We start from the raw sequence: 21,049 nt of genomic DNA on the forward strand, positions 1-21,049 counted from the left end.
GCTACTGTATGCAGTCTACAACGTGGGATTCGACACAGGTTTGCGAATTCCTCCCGGATCGCCCAATCTTGCGATGAATGAGCCGGATTCCGGTGGGCCCGTTGAGTCCCGCAGGATCGCGTGCCCCTGGCAGCCAGCCCGCCAGGGCCACGGTCACGGGGCGCACCGCCGGGCCCCGGGTGAGGGTGACGACCACGGCGAATGCACCGGGCGAGAGCGGCAAAGCGCACGTGCAGCTGCGTGTTTTTGACTTGGAATGAATCATGTTAAGCAGGAATCGATCCGTTTTGAGCGAACATGGTGCAATGCCGAGCTGAAACGCTCAAGCGCGCACTCCAGTTAACGAGGAGGAGAAGGACCCCGATGCGCTGGAAACCGCTCGCCGCGACCATCGTTGCTGCTGCCCTTCTCGCCGGCTGTGGCTCCGCCACCAAGGAGGGCCCGAAACCGGGTGAGGCCGCTGCCGGTCAGCCGGCCCAGAAGGTGACCCTGACGCTGTCGACCCCGGATCCGGACAGCTCCTCCATCACCGAGGCGGCCAAGCACTTCGCCGAGCTCGTGGCGGAAAAGAGTAAGGGCGCAGTCGAGATCAAGGTCTTCCCGAACGGCACCCTGTACAACGGCGACCCGAACGCCGCCGTGAAGCAGCTCGGCGCCGGCTCCCTGGACATGCTGACCCTCTCCACCTCGCTGTACGCGAACTTCGACTCCCGGTTCACAGCGATTTCCATCCCGTACCTCTTCGACAGCACCGACCAGCTGCTGAAGTACCTGAACGGTGAGCCGGGCCAGGAGCTGCTCGCCGGCCTTGACAGGCTCCAGATCAAGGGCCTTGCCCTCTGGACGCGGTCTTTCCGGCAGATGACCAACTCGAAGCGCCCGATCACCGGCCCGCAGGACCTCAAGGGCCTGAAATTCCGGGTCCCCAACAACCCGCTCTGGGTGGAGTTCTTCAAGGCTGCCGGCGCTGCCCCGACGCCCATGGCCTTTGGCGAGGTGTACAACGCCCTTCAACTGAAGACCATCGACGGCCAGGAAAACCCCATCGACATCGCCAGGAGCGCGAAGTTTTACGAGGTCCAGAAGTACTTGACCATCTCCAACCACATGGCCGACGGTTGGGTCGTGGGCATCAACATCAACAAGTTCGCGTCGCTGCCCCAGGACGTCCAGAAGATCCTGATGGAGGCCGCGGCAGAGACCCAGAGCTGGAAGCTGCGGTACGACCAGGAGCAGGACGCTCAGGCCCTCGAGTTCCTGAAGAGCAAGGGCATGGAGGTCAATACCCTCACGCCCGAGCAGCAGCAGGCGTTCGTCGACCTGGCCAAGCCCCTCTACCCCAAGTTCGCGGAGCTGGTGAGGGACCAGGCTTTCTTCGAGAAGACCCTGAAGTTCGTCGGCAAGGCCAACTGAGTACTCACCAGGACAGCACGGAAGGGGCAGGGGCCACTGCGGCCCCCGCCCCTTTGGGGGAAAGCCTGCGATGATGAAACGGTCGGCGATTCCCAGCGCACGGGTCACCCCCGGCTCTGAGGCCGCGAGGCTCCGGAGGGACCGGATCGAACGCTTCCTCGCTGCCGTCCACCGCTGGCCGGACTACCTGGCCGGCCTCGCCACGGCTGGGATGCTGGTATCCGTCCTGCTTCAGATCGGAAGCCGGCTGGCCGGAAAGCCTGTCGCCTGGACGGAGGAAGGCACCCGCTTCCTCTTCCTATGGATCGTCTTCCTGGGCATCGGCGCGGGGTTCCGCAAGGCCGAGTCGGCCCGGGTGACCTACTTCCTGACCAAGATGCCCCGGCCCGTCCGCCGGCTTGCCCCGCACATCTACGCCGCCACCACCATCGGCTTCTTCGTCCTGGTCCTGATCACCGGCTCCCAGCTGGTACTCCAGCAGATCCGGAGCCACGAGCTGGGCTCCGCCCTCATGATCCCGATGTGGCTGGTGGGCATCAGCGTGCCCGCCTCCGCGGTGCTCGGGATCCTCGGCGTCATCGAGTCGCTGCTCGTGCGGCCCGAACTGCTGCAGGTCGAGGAGGAGTGACGCATGAGCCTCACGCTCCTCCTGCTCTTTGGCGTCCTGGTCCTCTTCGGGGTGCCGCTGGCAACCGCCCTGGGGATCGCGTCGGCCATCACACTGGCCCTTTTCACGGACATTCCGCTGAACCTGGTAGCCCAGTCCATGTTCTCCTCGATGAACTCCTTCCTGATGGTGGCCGTGCCGCTCTTCATCCTGGCCGGCCTCCTGATGGACGAAGGCGGCCTCGGCGAGAAGATCTTCGACTTCGCCAACGCCATCGTGGGGTGGCTGCCCGGCGGGCTGGGTCAGGTGAACGTCGTCTCCTCCATGGTCTTTGCCGGCATGTCGGGCTCTTCGGTGGCAGACATCGCTTCCATCGGGCTCATCGAGATCACGTCGATGACCAAGAACGGCTACCCGAAGGGGTATGCGACCGCCTTGACGCTGGTGACCTCGGTCCTGGCCACGATCATCCCGCCCTCGATCCTGATGGTGATCGCAGGCTCGGTGGCCAACGAATCCATCGGCCGCCTGCTGGTGGCGGGACTCGTCCCCGGGCTGCTGATCGGCGGGGCGTTCATGTTGTATAACCATATCTACTGCGTCAGGCACGGGTATGGAAAGCGCATCCCCTTCGACCCTCGCGCGGCCGCTGCCAAGACGCTCACGGCCCTGCCGGCGCTGCTGGTCCCGGCGGTGCTGATGTACGGGATCGTGGGCGGCTTCTTCACGCCGACGGAGGCTGCCGGTATTGCGGTGCTGTACACGATCCTGATCGCCCTGCTGGTCTACCGGAACGTGAATCTCCGCCAGCTGCCTGGCTTCTTCTTCCGGACGGCCAAGCTGACCGGCACCATCCTCTTCATCGCCGTCACTGCCAAGATGGCCGGTTGGATCTTCGCCTACGACGCCCTGCCGGCAAAGATCGCGGCGCTTCTCACCCGGATCTCCACCAGCCCGACCGTGATCATGCTGCTGACGGTGCTCTTCCTGATCATCGTGGGCATGTTCATGGACGCCACAGCCTCCCTCTTCATCCTTATCCCGATCCTCCTGCCGCCGCTGCAGGCGGTCGGCATCGACCCGGTTCACTTCCTCGTGGTGATGGTGATCACGCTTTCCCTCGGGCTCGTGACCCCGCCCGTCGGCGTCTGCCTCTTCGCCGTGTCGAACCTGACCGACCTGAGCCTGGAACAGGTCACCAGGGAGTCTCTGGGGCTGATGGCCATCCTCGCTGCTGCCGTCTTGCTGATCGCCCTCGTGCCGCAGATCGTCCTGGGACCGCTGCAGTGGATCGGAATCTAGGAGCTGAGTCGGATGTTGCCTGCGGAGCGCCGTGACCGGATCGTCCGGGAACTGCGGAAAGACCGTTTCCTGTCGGTGACGGAGCTGGCTGGCCGGCTTGGAGCCTCCATCTCCACCATCCGCCGGGACCTGGCCGAGCTGGAGCAAGAGGGCGTGATCGTCCGGACGCACGGCGGCGCCGGCCTGAACACCGCCGGACTCCCGAAGGAGATGGCCGGATCGGTCCGGGCGCTGCAGCAGGTCCCCCAGAAGCAGTCAATCGGCCGGGCGACCGCCAGGCTGCTCGCCAACATGAGCACCGCCATCCTCGATGGCGGCACGACTACCCTGGAGGTGGCCCGGGCCCTCAACCCGACCCGCCACCTGCGGGTGATCACGGACAGCGTCGAGATCGCCTGGGAGCTGCGTGACCGGGAGAACGTCACGGTGATCCTCACAGGTGGCATCATGCGCCGCAGTGCGTACAACCTTTTCGGATCTCTGGCCGAGCAGGCGCTTGCCGGCCTGCACGCCGAGGTCTGCGTCATGGGCTGCTCCGGTCTCTCGCTTACGGAGGGCTTGACCAAGCACGACATCGAGGCCCTTCCCGTTCGCCGCCGCATGGTCGAGGTGAGCAGTCGCCTCATCGTGGTCGCCGACTCGACGAAGCTGGGCCGGGTGGGCCTGGTGGCCGTCTGCGGCGTCGACCGGATCCACACCCTGGTGACGGACTCGGGCATCCCGCCGGCGTTCCGGGCCGCTCTGGAAGAGCAGGGTGTCGAAGTGATCATCGCCGATGCCTGACGTTCAGCCACCCATCCCTGAAGGAGATGAGCACCATGTTCCTCGGTAAAGAAATCCGCCTTCGCCGCCTGCTCAACCGCAAGTCCGGTCGCCTGCTGGCCATCACCATCGACCACCCCATCACCCGGGGCGTCCTGCCTGGGCTGGTGAACGTCCGGGAAACGCTGCCCAAGCTGGTCGCCGGGAAGCCGGACGCCATCACGATGCATAAGGGGATCGCCGAGAAGGTGTTCGCCCCCTTTGCCGGGGAGGTCGCGCTCATCCTGAAGACCAGCGCCTACTCGGTCGCCTACCACCCCCACTACGACGCCCCGGTGGCCGACGTGGAGGAGGCGGTCCGCCTCGGCGCCGACGCGGTGTCCGTGGGCATGATCGTCGGCGGCCCGGAGCAGGCGCAGCAGCTGACCCACCTCGGCATGATCAGCAAGGAGTGCGCCCTGTACGGCATGCCGCTCATCGCCCACATCTACCCCAAGGGCTCTATGATCAAGAACCCGTACGACGCCGACGCCATGGCGTACGCGGTGCGCGCGGGCGCCGAACTGGGCGTGGACATCATCAAGACCATGTGGACCGGCTCGGCCGAATCCTTCGCCAAGGTGATCGAGGCCTGCCCGGCCAAGGTTGCCCTGGCGGGCGGCGACGCCGGCGAGAAGCTGGAGGATTACCTCCGCATGACCCGCGAGGCCCTGGACATCGGCCTGGCCGGGGTCACCTACGGCCGCTTCGTCTGGCAGCACGAGTACCCGGCTGCGGTCATCCGGGCCCTGGCCGCCCTCATGCACGACAACGCGTCGGTGGAGGAAGCCATGGAAGTGTACGAAGAGGCGGCTGCCCGCATCCGGGAGGCCCGGTAGGCCATGCGTGCTGCACTCTTGACTGCCCCCAACCAGATCGTCCTGACCGAGGTCCCCACCCCTGCGGCCGGCTCCGGGGAGATCGTGCTGCGGGTCCGGGCGGCCACCATCTGCGGCACCGACCTCCGGATCCTCCGGGGCAAGAAGACCCGGGGTGTGCGCTTCCCCTCGGTGATCGGGCACGAGTTCGCCGGCGAGGTCGTCGAGGTGGGCAAGGGCGTGCAGGAGTTCAAGGCCGGCGACCGGGTGAGCGTCGACCCGGTGATCCCCTGCCATCACTGCGCATACTGCCAGAACGGCATGGAAAACGTCTGCGCGAACCGGACGGCCATCGGCTACGAGTTCGACGGCGCCTTCGCCGAGTACGTGCGGATCCCGGCCACCGCCGTCGCGGGCGGTCACGTGTACAAGATCGGCGACGGGATCGCCTGGGAGCAGGCTGCGCTGGCGGAACCCCTCGGGTGCTGCATCAACGGGCAGGAGCACGCCCGGATCGGGCTGGGCGACGTCGTCGTCATCCTCGGCGCCGGGCCCATCGGCCTCATGCACCTGCAGCTGGCGAGGGCCGCAGGGGCCCGCCAGATCATCGTCAGCGAACCCCTCGCCCACAGGCGGGAGATGGCCGTGAAGCTCGGCGCCGATCGCGCGGTCGATCCTCACGAGGAAGACCTGCAGGCCGTTGTGAAAGGCATCACAGGCGGCCTGGGGGCCGACGCGGTGATCGTGGCCATTGGCATCCCCGCCCTGGCCAACCAGGCGCTCGCCCTCGTGCGCAAGGGCGGTCGCGTGAACCTCTTCGCGGGCTTCTCCGCAGGCGACATGCCGCCCATGGACGTCAACCTCATCCACTACAACGAAATCGTCGTCACGGGAACCAGCGCCCTCACACGCCGCCACTACGAGAAGGCGCTGCGGCTGATCGAGGCCGGCGTGGTGAAGGTGAAGGAGCTGGTCTCGCACCGGTTCCCTCTGGAGCAGATCCATGAGGCGTTCCAGGCGGCGGAGGGCGGCCTCGGCATCAAGGTCGCGATCCAGCCGTGAACGGCACCCTTCTGGGCATCGACGCCGGCACCAGCAACGTGAAGATCTGTGCCTTCGGGCAGGACGGGACGCTCCGGGCGCGGGCGTCCCGCCCCGTGTCGCTGGCAACGCCCCGGCCTCGCTGGGCCGAGCTGGACCTCGACCGGTACTGGGAAGCCGTGACGGACGCCCTGCGGGAGGTGATCCCGCGCTCCGGCCCCGTCATGGGGATCGGCATCGCCACCACATGCCCGCTGACCGTCCTGCTGGACGAGGCCGGACGCCCCCTCCGACCGGGCATCCCGTTCCTGGACACCCGAGCGACAGCCGACGTCGCGGTCATCGGCGAGGCGGCCGGCGGGCCGGAGGCGTTCTTCCGCCTGACGGGTAACCGGCTGAGCCCCTCCACCTGCTCCGCCGGAACGGTTCGCTGGGTGATCCGCGAAGAGCCCCGGGTCTGGGCGAGGACAGCCCGCATCGGGTTCCTGAATAGCTTTCTGGCTGCCCGCCTGACAGGCAACGTGGCGGCCGACTGGACCCAGGCTTCGTACTCCGGCCTCTTCCGGCTGGAGTCAGCGAACGGCTGGGACGGGGAACTGGTGAGGATCGCGGGGATCCCCGAACGGGTCCTGCCGCCGGTGCTCCGCCCCTTCGACCGGGTGGGCGGGGTGACGCCCGAAGTCGCCGCATCCACGGGGCTCCGCACGGGAACGCCGGTGGCCATCGGTGCAGCCGACACCGCCGCGGCCGCCTTCGCCCTCGGGATCGAGGCGGGGGGCGAGTGCTTCGAGTCGTCCGGCACCTCCGGGGTGATCACCTTCTGCCTCGACCGGCCGGACTTCGACGACACGTTCCTGAACCGTTGCCACGTCGTGCCGGGCCGGTGGCTCGCGCACGGGGCCATGTCGGCGCCGGGAGCCGCACTGGCCTGGCTCCGGGAGAAGGTATGGCCCGACCTGTCCGCCCCGGCCGACCTTGAGCGCCTGGCGGCCGCCTCCGAGCCGGGCGCACGCGGGCTGGTGTTCCTTCCTTACATGGCCGGCGAGCGCAGCCCGATCTGGGACCCGGCGGCCAACGGCGCCTGGATCGGGCTGCGCCTGGACACCACCCGGGCGGACATGGCCCGGGCGGTCTACGAGGCGACGGCCTACGGGCTCCGCCAGATCCTCGAGCGCGGCGTCGAGCGCTGGGGGTACCGTCCCGAGGCCATGCTCTGCGTCGGCGGCGGCACCCGCAGCGCCCTGTGGCTACAGATCAAGGCGGACGTGATGGGGATCGTGTGCCGGGCAGCGGAGCTGCCGGACGCGGCGGCCCTGGGTGCCGCGATGCTGGGCGGTATTGCCGCCGGGGTCTACTCCGGAATCGACGACCCGGACCTGCCGAAGCTCCGCGCCGGTGGCCAGGAGATCCGGCCGGGCCCGGCCGAGCGCCGGCAAGCGTACGAGCGGACGTTCGCTGTCTACCGGACGCTTTACCCGGCACTCAGGCACGCCATGCACATGCTGGCCCAGTGACCTGGGCCGCAGTCACTACGAGCTGGGGGCCGTGCGCCTTCAAGGGGCTCAGTCAAGGGGCTTCCGGTTCGCAGGGGCTTCCGGTTCGCACCAGTGACCTCCCGGTGCGGCTCCAGGAACGGCGGGAGCACGAGCCTTTCGCCGAGGCTCGCCGGGTCTTCATCGACCGTGAAGCCGTCCCGGGCCCGCGCGCCCGGCGCGCCGGAGCGGGTCCGGCCCGGTGCGGGAACCCCACCGTCTCACTCGAGGTAGATCATCTTCACCGTCATCCCGCCGTCGATCACGATGTGCTGACCCGTGAGAAAACCAGACTGGTCGGGGTCGGCGAGGAACAGCGCCGCACGGGCGATGTCCTCCGGCCGGCCGACGCGGCCGGCGGGATGCTGGGCGTGGTCCTCCGGGCGGAGCTGGTCGTAGTCCTCCGTCTCGATCCAGCCCGGACAGATGGCGTTGACCCGGATCCCGTACCGGCCGAGGCTCACGGCCAGGGCGTGGTTGAGGCCGAGGAGGCCCGCCTTGGAGGCGCCGTAGGCCTCCGAGTCGGGCTCGGACTGAAAGGCCCTCGTGCTGCTGATGTTGATGATGGCGCCCCCGCCCGTGGCCTTCATGAGGGACGCGGCCTGGCGAGCGCAGAGAAAGGCGCCGGTAAGATTCACGCCGAGCACCCGGTGCCAGCGCTCCTCCGCGTCCTCGGCGAACATCGACCCAAAGCCGGCGATCCCGGCGTTGTTGACCAGCACGTCGACTCGCCCGCAGGTCCGGTGCACGTCGGCGAAGAGGTTCTCGACGGAGCGGGCATCGGAGACGTCCGTGCGGACGAACAGGCCGCCGACCTCGCCCGCCACCGCCCGGCCCTTTTCTTCCTGAACGTCCGCCACCACCACCCGGGCCCCGGCGCCGGCGAACGCCTGCGCGATCGACCGGCCGATGCCCTGTGCGGCCCCGGTCACCACGGCGACCTTTCCAACGAGAGGCACGACGAATCCCTCCCGGCGGCGCGTATTCGTTCCCGCCGGAAGGGTTCCTGCTTGCGGCCCGCTACGCTGCGTTCAGGGCTCCCGCAGGTGCCCGTCGCTGGCGCCGGCGACGGGCGAGCGCGCGGCCGGGGAGTGCGGTCCGAAGGTCTAACCGGCAGCCGCCCGCCGCAGGGCGCCACCGGCTGCACCCAGGTCGGCTGAATCCCGCTCGATGGTGATGGCCGCCCAGTTGAGCCGCGGAACGCACCGCCCACCGACCTTGCCTGGTCCAGTCAAGACCTCCCCTTTTCGCGGCGTGCCGGATCAAGACGGCCGCTTCCGTCTGCCGGTTCCCGCCGGGAGCGTCTCTTTGCAGCGCAGCCGCGCGCAGCACAGGTGTTGCCCCTGTCCAGGTCCTACCTGTGCTTCAACCGGTAGATCGCCTCGTCATGCTCCATCCACTTCACGGCGAAATGGTCCAGCCGCTGGTCGATCTTGTCCAGGCGGTCCCTGATTTCATGCAGGTCTCCCCGGACGTCCTGGATATCCTGCTCGAGTTCCGCCGTGGCAACGCGCACTTCCGTCCTCAAAGTGTGAAGTTCCGCTTTCACCGCCTGAACCTCGGCATTCGTGGCATCGAGTCTCTCCCGAATCGCCCTGACCTCGGCGTTCGTGGCATCGAGTCCCTGTCGAACCGCTTCGACCTCTGCGCCCGTAGCGTCCAGTCTCTCCCGAATCGCCCGAACCTCGGCGTTCGTGGCATCGAGTCCCAGTCGAACCGCTTCGACCTCTGCACTCGTGGCGTCCAGTCTCTCCCGAATCGCCCGAACCTCGGCATTCGTCGCGTCCAGTCTCTCCCGAACCGCTTCGACCTCTGCGCTCGTGGCATCCAGTCTCTCTCGAACCACCTGGACCTCGGCCCTCGTCGTGTCGAGTCCCTCTCTGACCGCTCGGACTTCCGCACGGGTCCCCCTGAGCTCGGCGGTCAGCTCATCGAGCCGGCCCAGCACGACCGCGAGCGGGTCGTCGGTGCCCGTCATCCGATTCCCTCCCCCGTGACCATCGGCGGTGGACAGCCCTGGTAGGGCAAGCGTAACACAAACCGGGTTCCGGTCAAAACCGGCCCAGAGGGAAAAGCCCCGCCCGGCGGTTCGGGAGGGCCGGCCACCGGGCGGGGTCTCTGCAGCAAGAACTCGGTCAAAAATAATTGCTCGTGATCCCCCCGTCGATCACGATCACCGCCCCGTTCGTCCACTCGGACTCGTCAGAGGCGAGGAACACGGCCATGTTGACGATGTCCTCCGGCCGGCCGAACCGCCCGGTCGGGTTGCGGCTGAGGCGGACGCGCCGGGCTTCCTCGTCGCGGAGGAGCCACTCGGTCAGGAGGGGCGTCTCAATCGGCCCGGGGCAGATCGCGTTGGCGCGCACGCCGCGGGGTGCGAACTGGACGGCCAGGGACTTCGTAAGGGAGATCACCGCCCCCTTCGAGGCCGTGTAGGCGTCCTGGGGGACGCTGCAGCCGAGGAGGGCCACGAACGAGGCGATGTTGATGATCGATCCCCGGCCGTTCTTGAGCATCTCCGGGATCCCGTACTTGCAGCAGAAAAAGATGCCCTTCACGTTCACGGCCAAGGTCTTGTCCCACACCGCCTCCTCCGTGTCGATCACGGAGCGGTCCTGCTCCAGCATGACCCCGGCGTTGTTGTAGAGAACGTCCAGCCGTCCGAACCGGTCGACCGTGGTCCGGATCGCCGCCGCCACCTCCGCCTCCTTCGTCACGTCGCAGCGGATCGGCAGGACCTCTCCGGGAGCCCCGTCGGCCAGGCGGGCGGTTTCCTCCGCGGCAGGGCCGTCGACGTCGACCGCCGCCACCCGGGCTCCCTCCCGGGCGAACCGGATCGCGGCGACACGCCCCATGCCGCTGCCGGCCCCGGTGATGAAGCACACCTTGCCTTGAAGTCGCACGGTGACAACCTCCTCGACCTCCGCGCGCGGACCCGGGCGGCCCAGGGCGAGCCGGTGCGCCGCCACGCGCCCGGCTCGCCCCGCCCCACACGGTCTACCCGCGCTCGTAGTACCGCTCCCGCTCCCAGCACGTCACGACGGCGTCGTACGCCTGCTGCTCGACCCGGGCGGCGTTGAGGTAGTGCTCCACCACCTCGGTGCCGAAGATGGCCCGGGCCGCCTCGCTCCGCTCCAGGCGGTCGATGGCCTCGTAAAGCGAGCGCGGTACCCGCGGCACCTTGGCGGCCGCGTAGGCGTTGCCATGGAATTCGGGTCCGGGGTCGATCTTGTGCTCGATCCCGTACAGCCCGGCTCCGATCGCCGCCGCGAAGGCCAGGTAGGGGTTGATGTCCGCGCCGGGGATACGATCCTCGATCCGCAGCGAGGGCCCGTGCCCGACGATCCGGAACCCGCAGGTGCGGTTGTCGCGCGCCCAGGCGACGTTGACCGGCGCCCAGCTCGCCACGGCGTAGCGCTTGTACGAGTTCACGTTGGGGGCGAAGAAGACGGAGAGGTCCTGGGCACAGGCCAGGAGGCCGCCGAGGAACCAGCGCATGATGTCGGACATGCCATGGGGGTCGCCGTCGGCGGGGAACAGGTTGCGGCTACCGGCGAGGTCCCAGAGCGACAGGTGCAGGTGACCGCTCGAGCCGGTCCAGGTGTGGTCCGGCTTGGCCATGAAGGTGATGGAGCATCCGCTGCGGAGTGCAATCTCCTTGGCCCCGTGCTTGAAGAGGATGGCCCGATCCGCGGACTCCAGGGCCTCGGCGAAGCGGATGTTCGCCTCGTGCTGGCCCACACCGGCCTCGCCCTTGGTGAACTCGATCGGGATGCCGGCTGCCTGCATCCCAAGTCGGATCTGGCGGTGGATCGGCTCGCCCCGGGTTCCCTGGAGGATGTGGTAGTCCTCGTTGTACCATCCGTACGGCTCCAGGCCGTGGTAGTTCTTGCGGCGGGCGGTGTCGTAGTCGTCCCGGATGAGGTAGTACTCGAGCTCGGCCGCCGCCATCACGGTGAAGCCCATCGCCCGCGCCTTCTCGAGCTGCCGACGGAGCACCTGCCGCGGCGCCACCGGGACCGGCGTGCCGTCCTCGAACTCGGCGTCGGCCAGCACCAGCGCCGTCTTCTCCAGCCAAGGGATCCGGCGGAGGGTGGACCAGTCGGGCCGAGCCAGCCAGTCCCCGTACCCCTGCTCCCAGCTCATGAGGCGGAACCCGGGCGGGCAGGTCATCTCCATGTCGGTGCCGAGGAGGTAGTTGCAGAAGTGGATGCCGTCCTCCGTCACGTGCTCGAGGAAGAACTCCGCCGACACCCGTTTCCCCATCAGCCGGCCCTGCATGTCCGCAAAGGCCGTGATGACGGTGTCGATCTCGCCGATCTCCACCAGCCGGCGTAGCTGCGCCAGGTCCAGCCGGCTGGCCTGCCGGCTCTGGCTGTCTGCCATCCGGTAACCCCTCCTGTCGGTACGCACTCCGGACCGGGCTCAGGTGGCCACCCGGCCCGTCCGCCGCCACAGGCTCTCCTGCTCGAGCGCCCGTTCGATGCGCTCGAGCTCGTCCTCGGTGCCGAGCCGCCGAGGCCCCTCGAACCGGTGCCGCTCCACCGCGACCCAGTAGAGGACGAGGGCGGCCAGAACGACCGCGAACGTGTAGCCGGTTTTTTCGTTGGGCGGGGCCACGAAGAGCACGGAGATGAACAAGATCCAAAGGATGGCCAGGACGTTCACCAGCGTGCTGAGGGGACCGAGGTTCCACGGGCCGTCGTTCCGGCTGGTCCAAGCGCCCCGTGCGCGGGCCCACAGCTTTAGGGCCATCGGGATGCCGTAGGAGACGTACAGCGCGATGGTGGAGATCGACGTGATGATGGGCAGGGCCTCGGCGTAGACGGCGAACAGGAAGGCGACCACGACGGCGAGCCACACCGCAGCCGCGGGGGTGCGGTACCGCCGGCTCACTGTCCCGAGCCAGCGGTGGCCGGGCAGCCCCCGGTCCCGAGCGAAGGCGAAGATCATCCGGGAGTTCGCCGTCACCGAGCTCAGGCCGCAGAACCACATGGCGATGGTGACGATCCACAGCATCGCCCGACCGAAGACCCCGCCAAGCGCCTGCTCGATGGCCGTGATGTACGGATTCGTCGCCGCCGCCACGGCCTGCGGGTCCCGGATCGCCAGGGTCACGGCGGCGAGCATGACGTACCCGAAGAAGGCCGATACCGCCACGGCCAGGTAGACGCCCCAGGCCGCCCGGACGCGAGGATTGATGGTCTCCTCGGTGACGTGGGCCGAGGCGTCGTAACCGGTGTATGTCCACTGGGCCTGCAAGAGCCCCAGCAGGAACGCCCACCAGTACGGGTAGCTCGTGGTGGTGAAGCCGGTCTCGAAGAGGTAGCTCAGATCCCGTTTCGGGGCGAAGATCAGAAGGGCCCCCACGAGCAGCGCCACTCCGCCCATGTGCCACCAGGCGCTGAGGTCGTTCAGGCGGGCCACCACCCGGATGCCGTAGTGCTTCAGGATCCCGTGGCTCAGCAGCACCACGGCGTAGACGGCGAGAAAGTTGCCCCAGGTCTCCTCCAGTCCCAAGAGCGGGGTGAGGAACAGGGATACCGACCAGTCGATCCCGGCCGTGATCGTGAACTGGCCCACCAGGTTGAACCAGGCCGCGAACCACCCCCACGCGCGGCCGCCCAGGACGTGGCTCCAGTGGTAGATGGCTCCCGAGGTGGGGATCGCCGAGGCCAGCTCGGCCATCGCGGCGGCGACGAAGAGCGTGAAGAAGGTCACCAGCGGCCAACCGAGCCCGTTCACCGCCGGACCACCCATCGTGAACCCGTAACCGTAGAGGCTCACGGCTCCGGTGAGGATCGAGATGATCGAGAAAGAGATCGCGAAGTTCGAGAAGCCGCCCATGTCCCGGAACAGTTCCTGGGCGTAACCGTAACGGTGAAGCTCCCGCCGGTCCCGCTCGAGCTGTTCTACCTCGCGCTGCACGGTGCTCATCCGCGCGCACCTCCCCCTCTTCTACCGGGCTACCGGGCAGAGACCGTGCTCGCCCCGTGCGGCTCCTCGCTGCGGGTCTCCTGCCCCAGTACCTTCAGGTCCATGAAGCTGACATGCTCCTCCTCGCGCCACGTCCGCACGCCGCGGTTCCCGAGCCATCCCAGAAACACCGCGTTCGCGGCAGCGAGGAGCACCACCAAGATGCCGATTGCGGTCATCGCTATCCCCTCCCTCTCCTCGCGCCGAGTCGGCCGACTACACCCGGTCGCCCGAGCGGACCCGCTCACGGTAGCGACCGGCCTCAACGACCAGCCAGCGGAACGGCACGAGCCCCTCTTCGTCGCCGGCCGCCACCATCTCGGGATGCCACTGGACGGCGAGGAACTCCGGCCTGTCCGGCATCACGAGGGCCTCGATCACGCCGTCCGGAGCCGTCCCGATGACCGCCAGGCCCCGCCCGAGGCGATCGATCGTCTGGTGGTGGAAGCTGTTGGTGAGAATCACCTCCTTCCCGTAGAGCTCGGCGAGGACACTGCCCGGCGCCAGGGAAACCGGGTGCACACGGTACCAGCGCGGTCCCTGGCGCAAGTTGTGGGCGAGCGACGTGCCGGGCCGGTCGGAGAGATCCTGGTAGAGAGTGCCGCCGAGCAGCACGTTGACCAGCTGCATCCCCCGGCACACAGCCAGGAGCGGCAAACCTGCCTGCAGCGCGTGGTCCGCCAGCGCGAGTTCGAACCGGTCCCGCTCGGGGTCCACCCGCCCCAGGTGGGGCCCGGGCTCCTGGCCGTAGGTCCACGGGTCGATGTCCTCGCCGCCCGCCAGCACCAGGCCGTCCAGCCGGGTGACGTAGGCCCGGATGAGCGCCTCATCCCTCACCAGGGGGAGGGTGACGGGCAGCCCACCGGCCCGGCGCACGGCTTCCACGTAATCCTCGCTCACCAGCGTGAACGACTGCCCCTCTCGCCCCCGCAGCGTCCCCCCCACCGGTTCCGTCGGACCGATGTGGTACCCCGTGAGGCCGATGAGCGGCGCCTGCTGCATAACCCAACCTCCCCGCGTCGATCACCTGACACGCTTACGCAAACTGCGTGCCAAGTGAGGAAGCGAAGGGACAAGACCCGTACCGACCGCCGGATCGACCCGGGGGCAAAGCGCGAAGCAGGGCGGCCGGGAGTTCTACCCGCGAGTCCGGCCGCCCCATTTCAGCCCATTTTCGGCACCACAAATGGGATGGTGTATCCCATTTGTGGTGTCCTTTTCCCTTTCAGATCGGCGAATGGCGGCTCTCCTGTACGTACTCCGTTCCGGCAGGGGTGAGCCGCGTGCCGGACCGCCCTCGCCGTGGCTCCACGAGGCCCGCCTCCGCCAGGGCCCGGAGACAGCGCCGGACCTCCGCCTCCCCCACCCGGAACCCGGCCGCCCGGGCCGCCCGCACCAGGCTCCGCCGGCCGGTGCCCTCGCCCGACTGCAGGGAATCGAGAAGAAAACGCGCGAGATCAGCACGGCGCACGCCGGCCCCCGTTCCGTTCGGGCGGCCCGCCTGCGCCCGGCGGACGGACGGCGGGAGGTCGGTGACCCGGAATTCCCCGTCGCACACCGTGGCCAGGTACTCCACGCAGCTCCGGAGTTCACGCACGTTCCCCGGCCAGTCGTGCGCCAGCAGGGCGCCCAGGACGTCCGGCGGCAGGGGCCGGGGGTCGCCGAGCTCGTCCAGGAAGCGCCGGACCAGGAGGGGGATGTCCTCCTTGCGCTCCCGGAGGGGCGGGATGTGCAGGGGGAGCACCGCCAGCCGGTAGTACAGGTCGGCCCGGAACCGGCCGGCGGCCACCGCCGCCTCCAGATCCTGGTTGGTGGCGCCGATGACGCGGACGTCGACCGGGCGCACCCGGGTGGCCCCCACCCGCATCACCTCGCGCTCCTGCAGGACCCGCAGGAGGCGGGCCTGCAGGGCGGGGGAGAGGTCGGCGATCTCGTCGAGGAAGATCGTGCCCCGGTGCGCCTGTTCGAACAGACCGGCCTTCCCGCCCCGGCGCGCACCGGTGAAGGCGCCCTCCTCGTATCCGAAGAGCTCGCTCTCCAGCAGGGATTCGGGGATCGCCGCGCAGTTGATGGCGACGAACGGGTACGGCGCCCGGGGCGAGGCATTGTGGATCGCCTGGGCGAACAGCTCCTTTCCCGTGCCGCTCTCGCCGATCAGGAGGATGGACGCCGCCCCGCCCACCAGGCGCATCGCGCGGGCCACGGTGTCCCGGATGGCCTGGCTCTCCCCGACAATGTCGGTGAACGTATAGCGCGCGACGAACCCCCGCTCCCGCAGCTCCAGCCGCAGGCGGCGGTCCGCCTCCTCGAGGTCCTGGGCGTACCGGAGGGTGTAGACGACACCCCGGTCCGCCCCCCGGCTCGCCGCCGTGGCGACCACCTCCCGGCCGCCGACGCGAAGGACCTCCGGACCCCCGCCGGGGACGGGCCACGCCTGCGGCCCGACCCCCAGCGCGGCCCGGATCCGGCCGATGCTCTGGCCGACCACCTGCCACGCCTGCTGGCCGAGGATCTGCTCGGCGGTGCGGTTCACCAGCCGGACGATCCCCGCGCCGTCGACCGCCAGGATGCCCTCGTGCACCGCGTCCAGTACGGCCTCCAGGTCCTGCCGCAGCGCGGAAAACCACTGCAGGACCTGGCGGGTCCCCGGCCGCGTCATGACCTGCTGCTCGTAGACGGCCAGGCGCCGGTGCTCCTCGGGGCCGAAGCGGCCGAGCAGCGTCAGCACCTCCAGGATGGTGGCCGGGTCCAGGACCCGGTCGCCGAGGTCCAGGACCCGCTCCACCCAGGGCGGCACCAGGTGCGGTTCTCCGGGCGTGATGGCCAGCTGCACCCGGGGCACCTCGGACATGCCGGGGTAGACCGGCGTGAGCGCCAGGTGCACGGCGCCGAGTTCCCGCAGCAGCGCGACGGTGTCGACCGCCGTGTCCGGACCGTCGTTCACCACCAGGGCCGCCGTGCGCGCCGGGAGGGCCATGACCTCCTCCCACGCCTGCCGGCGGAGCGTCCGGACGGCCGTGACCACCGCGGTCCCGGGCAGCAGCCAGTCGCCCAGGCGGCTCGTCATGAGGGGGGTCGAGGTGACGACGAGCGCACCCTCGGGCCGCTCGCCGAGCCCGTGCTCGAGCGATCGCCCCTCCACCGCCACCCGATCCCCGAAAAAGGCCTTGAACTGGCCCACGAGGATCCGGGCAGTCCGCTCCCGGTTCGCGACGACCAGGACTCGCTGCGCGCCCATCCACACCACCGCACCGTCGGTATGTTGCGGGCCCCCTGCGGGGGCCCTCCTTCGCGATCACGCGTGCCGCCGGGGCGGCCACCACCCGAAGAGCTGCAGCATGTTCGCCCACATCCAGGCGTGCCGGGCCTCGTCCCGGCGCACGTTCTCAAAGTGCACGGCCAACCAGGGGTCGGGCGCCGTGCGGGCCAGGCGGCCGTAGAATTCGACCGCCTCCGCCTCGTCGAGGTATGCCTCCTCCAGGGCCCTGCGGAAGGTCTCCTGTCCGTCCACGCTCACCCCTCCTCCCACAGGCCAGTTTACGGAAGAGGGGTGCTTCTGGCCCTGTCACGGGGCCTTCTTCTGCTCCACCCGGTTCAGGAAGCGGTCGAGCTGGACGATGAAGCGCTCGTGCCGGCCCTCGCCGATCTTCTCCGTCTCGTCGTGGGCCTCGACGCGGAAGACCAGGCGGCGCCCGTCGACCTCCTCCAGCACCGCCCGGGCCACCACCTCCATCCCGACGGGCGTGGCGGCCAGGTGGCGGACGTCGACGAGGATTCCGACCGTCGTCTCCCCCGGCGCCAGGTGCGGCTGCACGGCCGTGGCTGCCGCGCCCTCCATGAGCCCGATCATGTGGGGCGTGGAGAAGACCCGCACGCCGCCGCTGCCGATCGCCTCGGCGGTGTGTTCCGGCCCGACGCGCAGGCGCAGCTCGCCGGTGAGGCCGGGGGTGAGGGCAGGCGTCGTCATCTTCATCCTCCTCGGTGGGATCACTGCCGGTCGGACGGGTACCGTCCATCCGCACCGGAGCACCGATTTCGCCCCGCAGGGACGTGAACCCTGCCGGCCTCCGCCAGCCCCAGGACTAAGGATCTGGGTGAGATGTGCACTTCAGGACCCGCTAGGATCGCCGTTGCGGGTCCTCAAGTGCACGACCGGGAACGCCGGCGGTGGGATGTGGTCCGGCGGTTTTCAGGGCAAACTTTGCCCCGACGGGAGTCGGTGTTGTGCAGAACCCTTCGCACGAGTGGCCGCACCGGACCCGCCCTGGACGCCCGTCGTGCCGGGGCGATACCTGGCCCCGCCCCGACGTTCGCCGCGCACACTACTGCCGGGGGTGGGCCGTCGTGGACATCGGCCTGATCGGGCTCGGCCGGATGGGGTTCAACCTGGCGCGTAACCTGAGGGACCACGGGCACCGGGTAGTCGTGTACAACCGGTCGCCGGAGAAGGTGCGGCAGGCGGAGGCCGAGGGGTTCGAGGGCACCTACCGCCCAGGCGAGCTGGTCGGGCGGCTCCAGCCGCCGCGGCACGTGTGGCTCATGCTGCCGGCGGGAAGGCCGGTCGACGACGTGATCGACGCCCTGGTGCCGCACCTCCGCGCGGGCGACGTGGTCATCGACGGGGGCAACTCGCACTGGCAGGACACGCTCCGGCGGGCCGAGCACCTGAAGGCATACGGCTTGCGGCTGGTGGACGTGGGGACGAGCGGCGGGATCGAGGGCGCCCGGCACGGGGCGTGCACGATGATCGGCGCGGACGAGGACCTTTTCGCCCGCCTCGAACCCGTCTTCCGGGACATCAGCGTGCCCGGGGGGTACCTCCGCACCGGGCCGGTGGGCAGCGGACACTTCGTGAAGATGGTGCACAACGGGATCGAGTACGGGATGCTGCAGGCGATCGGCGAGGGGTTCGAGATCCTGAGCCGCGCCCCGTTCCCGCTCGACCTGCGGGCCGTGGCGGCCGTCTACGCCCGCGGGTCGGTGATCCGGGGATGGCTGATGGAGCTCACCGAGCGGGCGCTCGCGCGGGACCCGAAGCTGGAGCGGATCGCCGGGGTGGTGCACCACTCGGGGGAGGGCCGCTGGACGGCCGAGACCGCCCTCGCCCTGGGGGTGCCTGCGCCGGTCATCACCACGTCCGTGTTCATGCGCTACCGCTCGGAGCAGGCGGAGAGCTTCGGGGCGAAGGTGATCGCGGCCCTGCGGGGCGAGTTCGGGGGGCATCCCGTCGAGCCGGCCGCAGCCCAGGGCCCGGCGGTGGCGCGGCCATGACGCCGGGCAGCGTGACCCTGGTCCTCTTCGGCTGCACCGGGGACCTGGCCCGGCGCAAGCTCTACCCGGCGCTGTGGCGGCTCTTCCGCCAGGGGCTGCTGCCGGCGGGGTTCCGTGTCGTCGGGGTCGGCCGGCGGGACCTGGGCGACGATGGCTTCCGCGCCCTCGTCCGGCAGAGCGTGGAGGCGCGCCGGGAGGGGCCCGTGGACGAGGCGACCTGGACGCGCCTGGCGCCGCACCTGGCGTACGTCCGGGTCGACCTGAGGACCGGGGCCGGCTACCCGGACCTGGCCGCGCGGCTCGGCGGCGCTGCCGCAGCCGGCGGAGGTGAACGGGTGGGTGGCGGTGGCGCGGCCGGAGGTCTCGACCAGGCAGCGAATGGCACGGCCCGCGCGGGCCCGGGAGGCTACCTTTATTACCTGGCGGTGGGGCCGGAGCTCTTCGAGCCGGTCGTCCACCACCTCCGCGGCGTGGGACTGGCGCCGCCGCCCGGGGCGAGCTGGGTGCGGGTGGTGATCGAGAAGCCGTTCGGCCGGGACCTGGCGTCGGCCCGGCGCCTGAACCGGCGGCTCCGGGAAGCGTTCGAGGAGGGAGAGATCTACCGCATCGACCACTACCTGGGCAAGGAGATGGTCCAGAACATCGCCGTGATCCGCTTCGCGAACGGCCTCTTCGAGCCGCTGTGGAACCGCCAGCACGTCGGCAACGTGCAGATCACGGTGAGCGAGACCGTCGGGGTCGGCGAGCGGAGCGGGTACTACGACCACGCCGGCGCCCTGCGGGACATGGTCCAGAACCACCTGCTGCAGATGCTGGCGCTGACGGCGATGGAGCCCCCGGGGAGGTTCTCGGCCGAAGCGGTGCGGGACGAGAAGGTGAAGGTCCTGCGGGCCCTCCGTCCGCTGGACGGTGAGGACGCCCTTCGCCAGGCGGTGCGCGGGCAGTACGGGCCCGGGACGATCGACGGCAGCCCCGTTCCCGGGTACCGGGAGGAGCCGGGGGTGCGGTCGGACTCGCCGACGGAGACGTTCGTGGCGCTGAAGGTGTACGTCGACAACCTCCGCTGGGCCGGCGTCCCGTTCTACCTGCGCACCGGCAAGCGCCTGCCGGTGAAGGCGACCGAGGTCTGCGTCCAGTTCCGTCCGCTGCCGGCGGTCTTCGACTTCTTCGAGGCGGGCCGGCTGGCGCCGAACCGGCTGGTGATCCGGATCGACCCCCTCGAGGGGCTCTACCTCCAGATGAACGCGAAGCAGCCCGGGAACACGGCCCGGGTGGTGCCGGTCGCGCTCGACTTCTGCCAGAACTGCGGGACCGGCCTGGGTACGGCGGAGGCGTACGAGCGCCTCCTCCTCGACGCCATCCGCGGGGACAGCACCCACTTCACCCGCTGGGACGAGGTGGAGCTGGCGTGGCAGTTCGTCGACCCCATCGCCGACGCGTGGGCGGCCTCCCCCGCCCCCTTCCCGAACTACGCCGCCGGCACCTGGGGCCCGTCAGAGGCCGACCGCCTGCCGGAGCAGGACGGCTTCCGGTGGTGGCCGCCGCAGGTCGACGCCCGCTTCCTCGCCCACGGGGACCTGCCGGCCTCCGTGCCGGTCGGTGCAGGGCGGGAGCGATGAGGATTCACGACGTCTCCATGCCCATCCACCCCGGCATGCCGGTCTACCGGAACCGGGAGGAGAAGCGCCCGGCGTTCGCGGTGACCCGGGACTTCGACGCACAGGGTGCGGGCGTGCGGGAGACCCGAGTCTCGCTGGACACCCACACCGGGACGCACGTCGATGCCCCGCTGCACCTGTTTCCGGACGGGACAGGGGTCGACCGCCTCCCCCTGGAGGCCCTTGTCGGCCCCTGCCGGGTGCTGGACCTCACGGGCGTCCCGGGCGGCATCCGCGCCGCCGACCTGGCACCCCACGGCGTCCGGGCCGGCGAGTTCGTGCTGCTCAAGACCCGCAACTCCCTGCGGGAGGGGTTCGACCCTTCGTTCGTGTACCTGACGGCCGGGGCGGCCGCATTCCTCGCCGGCCGGGGCGTGCGGGGGGTCGGCATCGACGCCCTGGGCATCGAGCGGGACCAGCCTGGCCACCCGACCCACCGGACGCTCCTGGGCCGGGGGATCGTGGTCCTGGAGGGCTTGAGGCTCGGCACCGTACCGCCGGGGGAATACTGGCTTGCCGCCCTGCCCCTGAGGCTAATCGGCCTGGACGCCGCGCCGGCCCGGGTGGTGCTGGTCGAGATGCGCTGAGGTTCGATTCGGCGTCCCTTCGCGTCCGAACGAGGCAGGACCG

20 protein-coding genes are annotated in these 21,049 nt (G+C 69.7%); 10 read left to right on the plus strand and 10 right to left on the minus strand.

Annotated elements, in window-relative coordinates; genetic code table 11:
- The first annotated feature begins 363 nt into the window (after positions 1 to 363).
- The 7 genes from caldi_RS06095 (at position 364) to caldi_RS06125 (ending at position 7,496) form a co-directional block, all read left to right on the plus strand.
- Complete coding sequence (locus caldi_RS06095) at positions 364 to 1,413, plus strand: DctP family TRAP transporter solute-binding subunit (RefSeq protein WP_264844217.1); 1,050 nt, start codon at positions 364 to 366, stop codon at positions 1,411 to 1,413.
- 70 nt (positions 1,414 to 1,483) lie between these two features.
- On the plus strand, positions 1,484 to 2,041 hold the full coding sequence (locus caldi_RS06100; RefSeq protein ID WP_264844218.1) for a TRAP transporter small permease: 558 nt from the start codon (positions 1,484 to 1,486) through the stop codon (positions 2,039 to 2,041).
- A gap of 3 nt (positions 2,042 to 2,044) precedes the next feature.
- Positions 2,045 to 3,322: a TRAP transporter large permease gene (locus caldi_RS06105; protein ID WP_264844219.1), complete on the plus strand. Its 1,278-nt coding sequence runs from the start codon at positions 2,045 to 2,047 to the stop codon at positions 3,320 to 3,322.
- A gap of 12 nt (positions 3,323 to 3,334) precedes the next feature.
- Positions 3,335 to 4,105, plus strand: a complete 771-nt coding sequence (locus caldi_RS06110) for a DeoR/GlpR family DNA-binding transcription regulator (protein WP_264844220.1) — start codon at positions 3,335 to 3,337, stop codon at positions 4,103 to 4,105.
- A gap of 35 nt (positions 4,106 to 4,140) precedes the next feature.
- Entirely contained in the window at positions 4,141 to 4,962 is an 822-nt protein-coding gene (locus tag caldi_RS06115) for a class I fructose-bisphosphate aldolase (protein WP_264844221.1), read from the plus strand.
- Between the two features lie 3 nt (positions 4,963 to 4,965).
- On the plus strand, positions 4,966 to 6,003 hold the full coding sequence (locus tag caldi_RS06120; protein WP_264844222.1) for a zinc-dependent dehydrogenase: 1,038 nt from the start codon (positions 4,966 to 4,968) through the stop codon (positions 6,001 to 6,003).
- On the plus strand, positions 6,000 to 7,496 hold the full coding sequence (locus tag caldi_RS06125; protein WP_264844223.1) for a xylulokinase: 1,497 nt from the start codon (positions 6,000 to 6,002) through the stop codon (positions 7,494 to 7,496). Before caldi_RS06120 ends, caldi_RS06125 begins: the two co-directional genes overlap by 4 nt.
- A 239-nt stretch (positions 7,497 to 7,735) precedes the next feature.
- Here the strand turns inward: caldi_RS06125 and caldi_RS06130 are convergent, their stop codons facing one another.
- The 10 genes from caldi_RS06130 to caldi_RS06175 form a co-directional block, all read right to left on the minus strand.
- Entirely contained in the window at positions 7,736 to 8,473 is a 738-nt protein-coding gene (locus caldi_RS06130) for an SDR family oxidoreductase (protein WP_264844224.1), read from the minus strand.
- Between the two features lie 395 nt (positions 8,474 to 8,868).
- On the minus strand, positions 8,869 to 9,492 hold the full coding sequence (locus caldi_RS06135) for a coiled-coil domain-containing protein (RefSeq protein ID WP_264844225.1): 624 nt from the start codon (positions 9,490 to 9,492) through the stop codon (positions 8,869 to 8,871).
- A 157-nt stretch (positions 9,493 to 9,649) separates the two neighbouring features.
- Positions 9,650 to 10,417 carry an SDR family NAD(P)-dependent oxidoreductase gene (locus caldi_RS06140; RefSeq protein WP_264844226.1) on the minus strand — a complete coding sequence of 256 codons (768 nt, stop codon included), beginning with the start codon at positions 10,415 to 10,417 and terminating at the stop codon, positions 9,650 to 9,652.
- Between the two features lie 94 nt (positions 10,418 to 10,511).
- Positions 10,512 to 11,900, minus strand: a complete 1,389-nt coding sequence (locus tag caldi_RS06145) for a glutamine synthetase family protein (RefSeq protein WP_264844227.1) — start codon at positions 11,898 to 11,900, stop codon at positions 10,512 to 10,514.
- Between the two features lie 39 nt (positions 11,901 to 11,939).
- Complete coding sequence (locus tag caldi_RS06150; protein ID WP_264844228.1) at positions 11,940 to 13,451, minus strand: amino acid permease; 1,512 nt, start codon at positions 13,449 to 13,451, stop codon at positions 11,940 to 11,942.
- A 29-nt stretch (positions 13,452 to 13,480) separates the two neighbouring features.
- Entirely contained in the window at positions 13,481 to 13,669 is a 189-nt protein-coding gene (locus tag caldi_RS06155; RefSeq protein WP_264844229.1) for a hypothetical protein, read from the minus strand.
- A 37-nt stretch (positions 13,670 to 13,706) separates the two neighbouring features.
- Positions 13,707 to 14,492, minus strand: a complete 786-nt coding sequence (locus tag caldi_RS06160) for a gamma-glutamyl-gamma-aminobutyrate hydrolase family protein (RefSeq protein ID WP_264844230.1) — start codon at positions 14,490 to 14,492, stop codon at positions 13,707 to 13,709.
- Positions 14,493 to 14,715: 223 nt separating this feature from the next.
- Positions 14,716 to 16,728 (minus strand): sigma-54 interaction domain-containing protein, encoded by a 2,013-nt coding sequence (locus caldi_RS06165; RefSeq protein WP_264844231.1) that lies wholly within the window; start codon positions 16,726 to 16,728, stop codon positions 14,716 to 14,718.
- A 57-nt stretch (positions 16,729 to 16,785) separates the two neighbouring features.
- Positions 16,786 to 17,001, minus strand: a complete 216-nt coding sequence (locus caldi_RS06170) for a ferritin-like domain-containing protein (RefSeq protein WP_264844232.1) — start codon at positions 16,999 to 17,001, stop codon at positions 16,786 to 16,788.
- Positions 17,002 to 17,055: 54 nt separating this feature from the next.
- Positions 17,056 to 17,457, minus strand: coding sequence for a thioesterase family protein (locus caldi_RS06175; protein WP_264844233.1), 402 nt, complete (start codon positions 17,455 to 17,457; stop codon positions 17,056 to 17,058).
- A gap of 377 nt (positions 17,458 to 17,834) precedes the next feature.
- Here caldi_RS06175 and gnd point away from each other — a divergent pair, with 377 nt between their 5' ends.
- From gnd to caldi_RS06190, 3 genes are read left to right on the plus strand one after another with little or no spacing between them, the layout of a single operon-like run.
- Entirely contained in the window at positions 17,835 to 18,761 is a 927-nt protein-coding gene (gene gnd, locus caldi_RS06180; RefSeq protein WP_264844234.1) for a phosphogluconate dehydrogenase (NAD(+)-dependent, decarboxylating), read from the plus strand.
- Positions 18,758 to 20,380: a glucose-6-phosphate dehydrogenase gene (zwf, locus tag caldi_RS06185; protein WP_264844235.1), complete on the plus strand. Its 1,623-nt coding sequence runs from the start codon at positions 18,758 to 18,760 to the stop codon at positions 20,378 to 20,380. Before gnd ends, zwf begins: the two co-directional genes overlap by 4 nt.
- Positions 20,377 to 21,006 carry a cyclase family protein gene (locus caldi_RS06190; RefSeq protein ID WP_264844236.1) on the plus strand — a complete coding sequence of 210 codons (630 nt, stop codon included), beginning with the start codon at positions 20,377 to 20,379 and terminating at the stop codon, positions 21,004 to 21,006. Before zwf ends, caldi_RS06190 begins: the two co-directional genes overlap by 4 nt.
- Positions 21,007 to 21,049 lie beyond the last annotated feature (43 nt).

Source organism: Caldinitratiruptor microaerophilus, from assembly GCF_025999835.1.
Classification (GTDB): Bacteria; Bacillota; Sulfobacillia; order Symbiobacteriales; family ZC4RG38; genus Caldinitratiruptor; species Caldinitratiruptor microaerophilus.

Coding starts and splice junctions, on each gene's coding strand:
- caldi_RS06150 (WP_264844228.1), bottom strand. CDS start 13,451: ATGAGCACCGTGCAGCGCGAGGTAGAACAGCTCGAGCGGGACCGGCGG.
- caldi_RS06095 (WP_264844217.1), top strand. CDS start 364: ATGCGCTGGAAACCGCTCGCCGCGACCATCGTTGCTGCTGCCCTTCTC.
- caldi_RS06155 (WP_264844229.1), bottom strand. CDS start 13,669: ATGACCGCAATCGGCATCTTGGTGGTGCTCCTCGCTGCCGCGAACGCG.
- caldi_RS06160 (WP_264844230.1), bottom strand. CDS start 14,492: ATGCAGCAGGCGCCGCTCATCGGCCTCACGGGGTACCACATCGGTCCG.
- caldi_RS06110 (WP_264844220.1), top strand. CDS start 3,335: ATGTTGCCTGCGGAGCGCCGTGACCGGATCGTCCGGGAACTGCGGAAA.
- caldi_RS06105 (WP_264844219.1), top strand. CDS start 2,045: ATGAGCCTCACGCTCCTCCTGCTCTTTGGCGTCCTGGTCCTCTTCGGG.
- caldi_RS06135 (WP_264844225.1), bottom strand. CDS start 9,492: ATGACGGGCACCGACGACCCGCTCGCGGTCGTGCTGGGCCGGCTCGAT.
- caldi_RS06115 (WP_264844221.1), top strand. CDS start 4,141: ATGTTCCTCGGTAAAGAAATCCGCCTTCGCCGCCTGCTCAACCGCAAG.
- caldi_RS06120 (WP_264844222.1), top strand. CDS start 4,966: ATGCGTGCTGCACTCTTGACTGCCCCCAACCAGATCGTCCTGACCGAG.
- caldi_RS06190 (WP_264844236.1), top strand. CDS start 20,377: ATGAGGATTCACGACGTCTCCATGCCCATCCACCCCGGCATGCCGGTC.
- caldi_RS06165 (WP_264844231.1), bottom strand. CDS start 16,728: ATGGGCGCGCAGCGAGTCCTGGTCGTCGCGAACCGGGAGCGGACTGCC.
- caldi_RS06145 (WP_264844227.1), bottom strand. CDS start 11,900: ATGGCAGACAGCCAGAGCCGGCAGGCCAGCCGGCTGGACCTGGCGCAG.
- caldi_RS06175 (WP_264844233.1), bottom strand. CDS start 17,457: ATGACGACGCCTGCCCTCACCCCCGGCCTCACCGGCGAGCTGCGCCTG.
- caldi_RS06100 (WP_264844218.1), top strand. CDS start 1,484: ATGATGAAACGGTCGGCGATTCCCAGCGCACGGGTCACCCCCGGCTCT.
- zwf (WP_264844235.1), top strand. CDS start 18,758: ATGACGCCGGGCAGCGTGACCCTGGTCCTCTTCGGCTGCACCGGGGAC.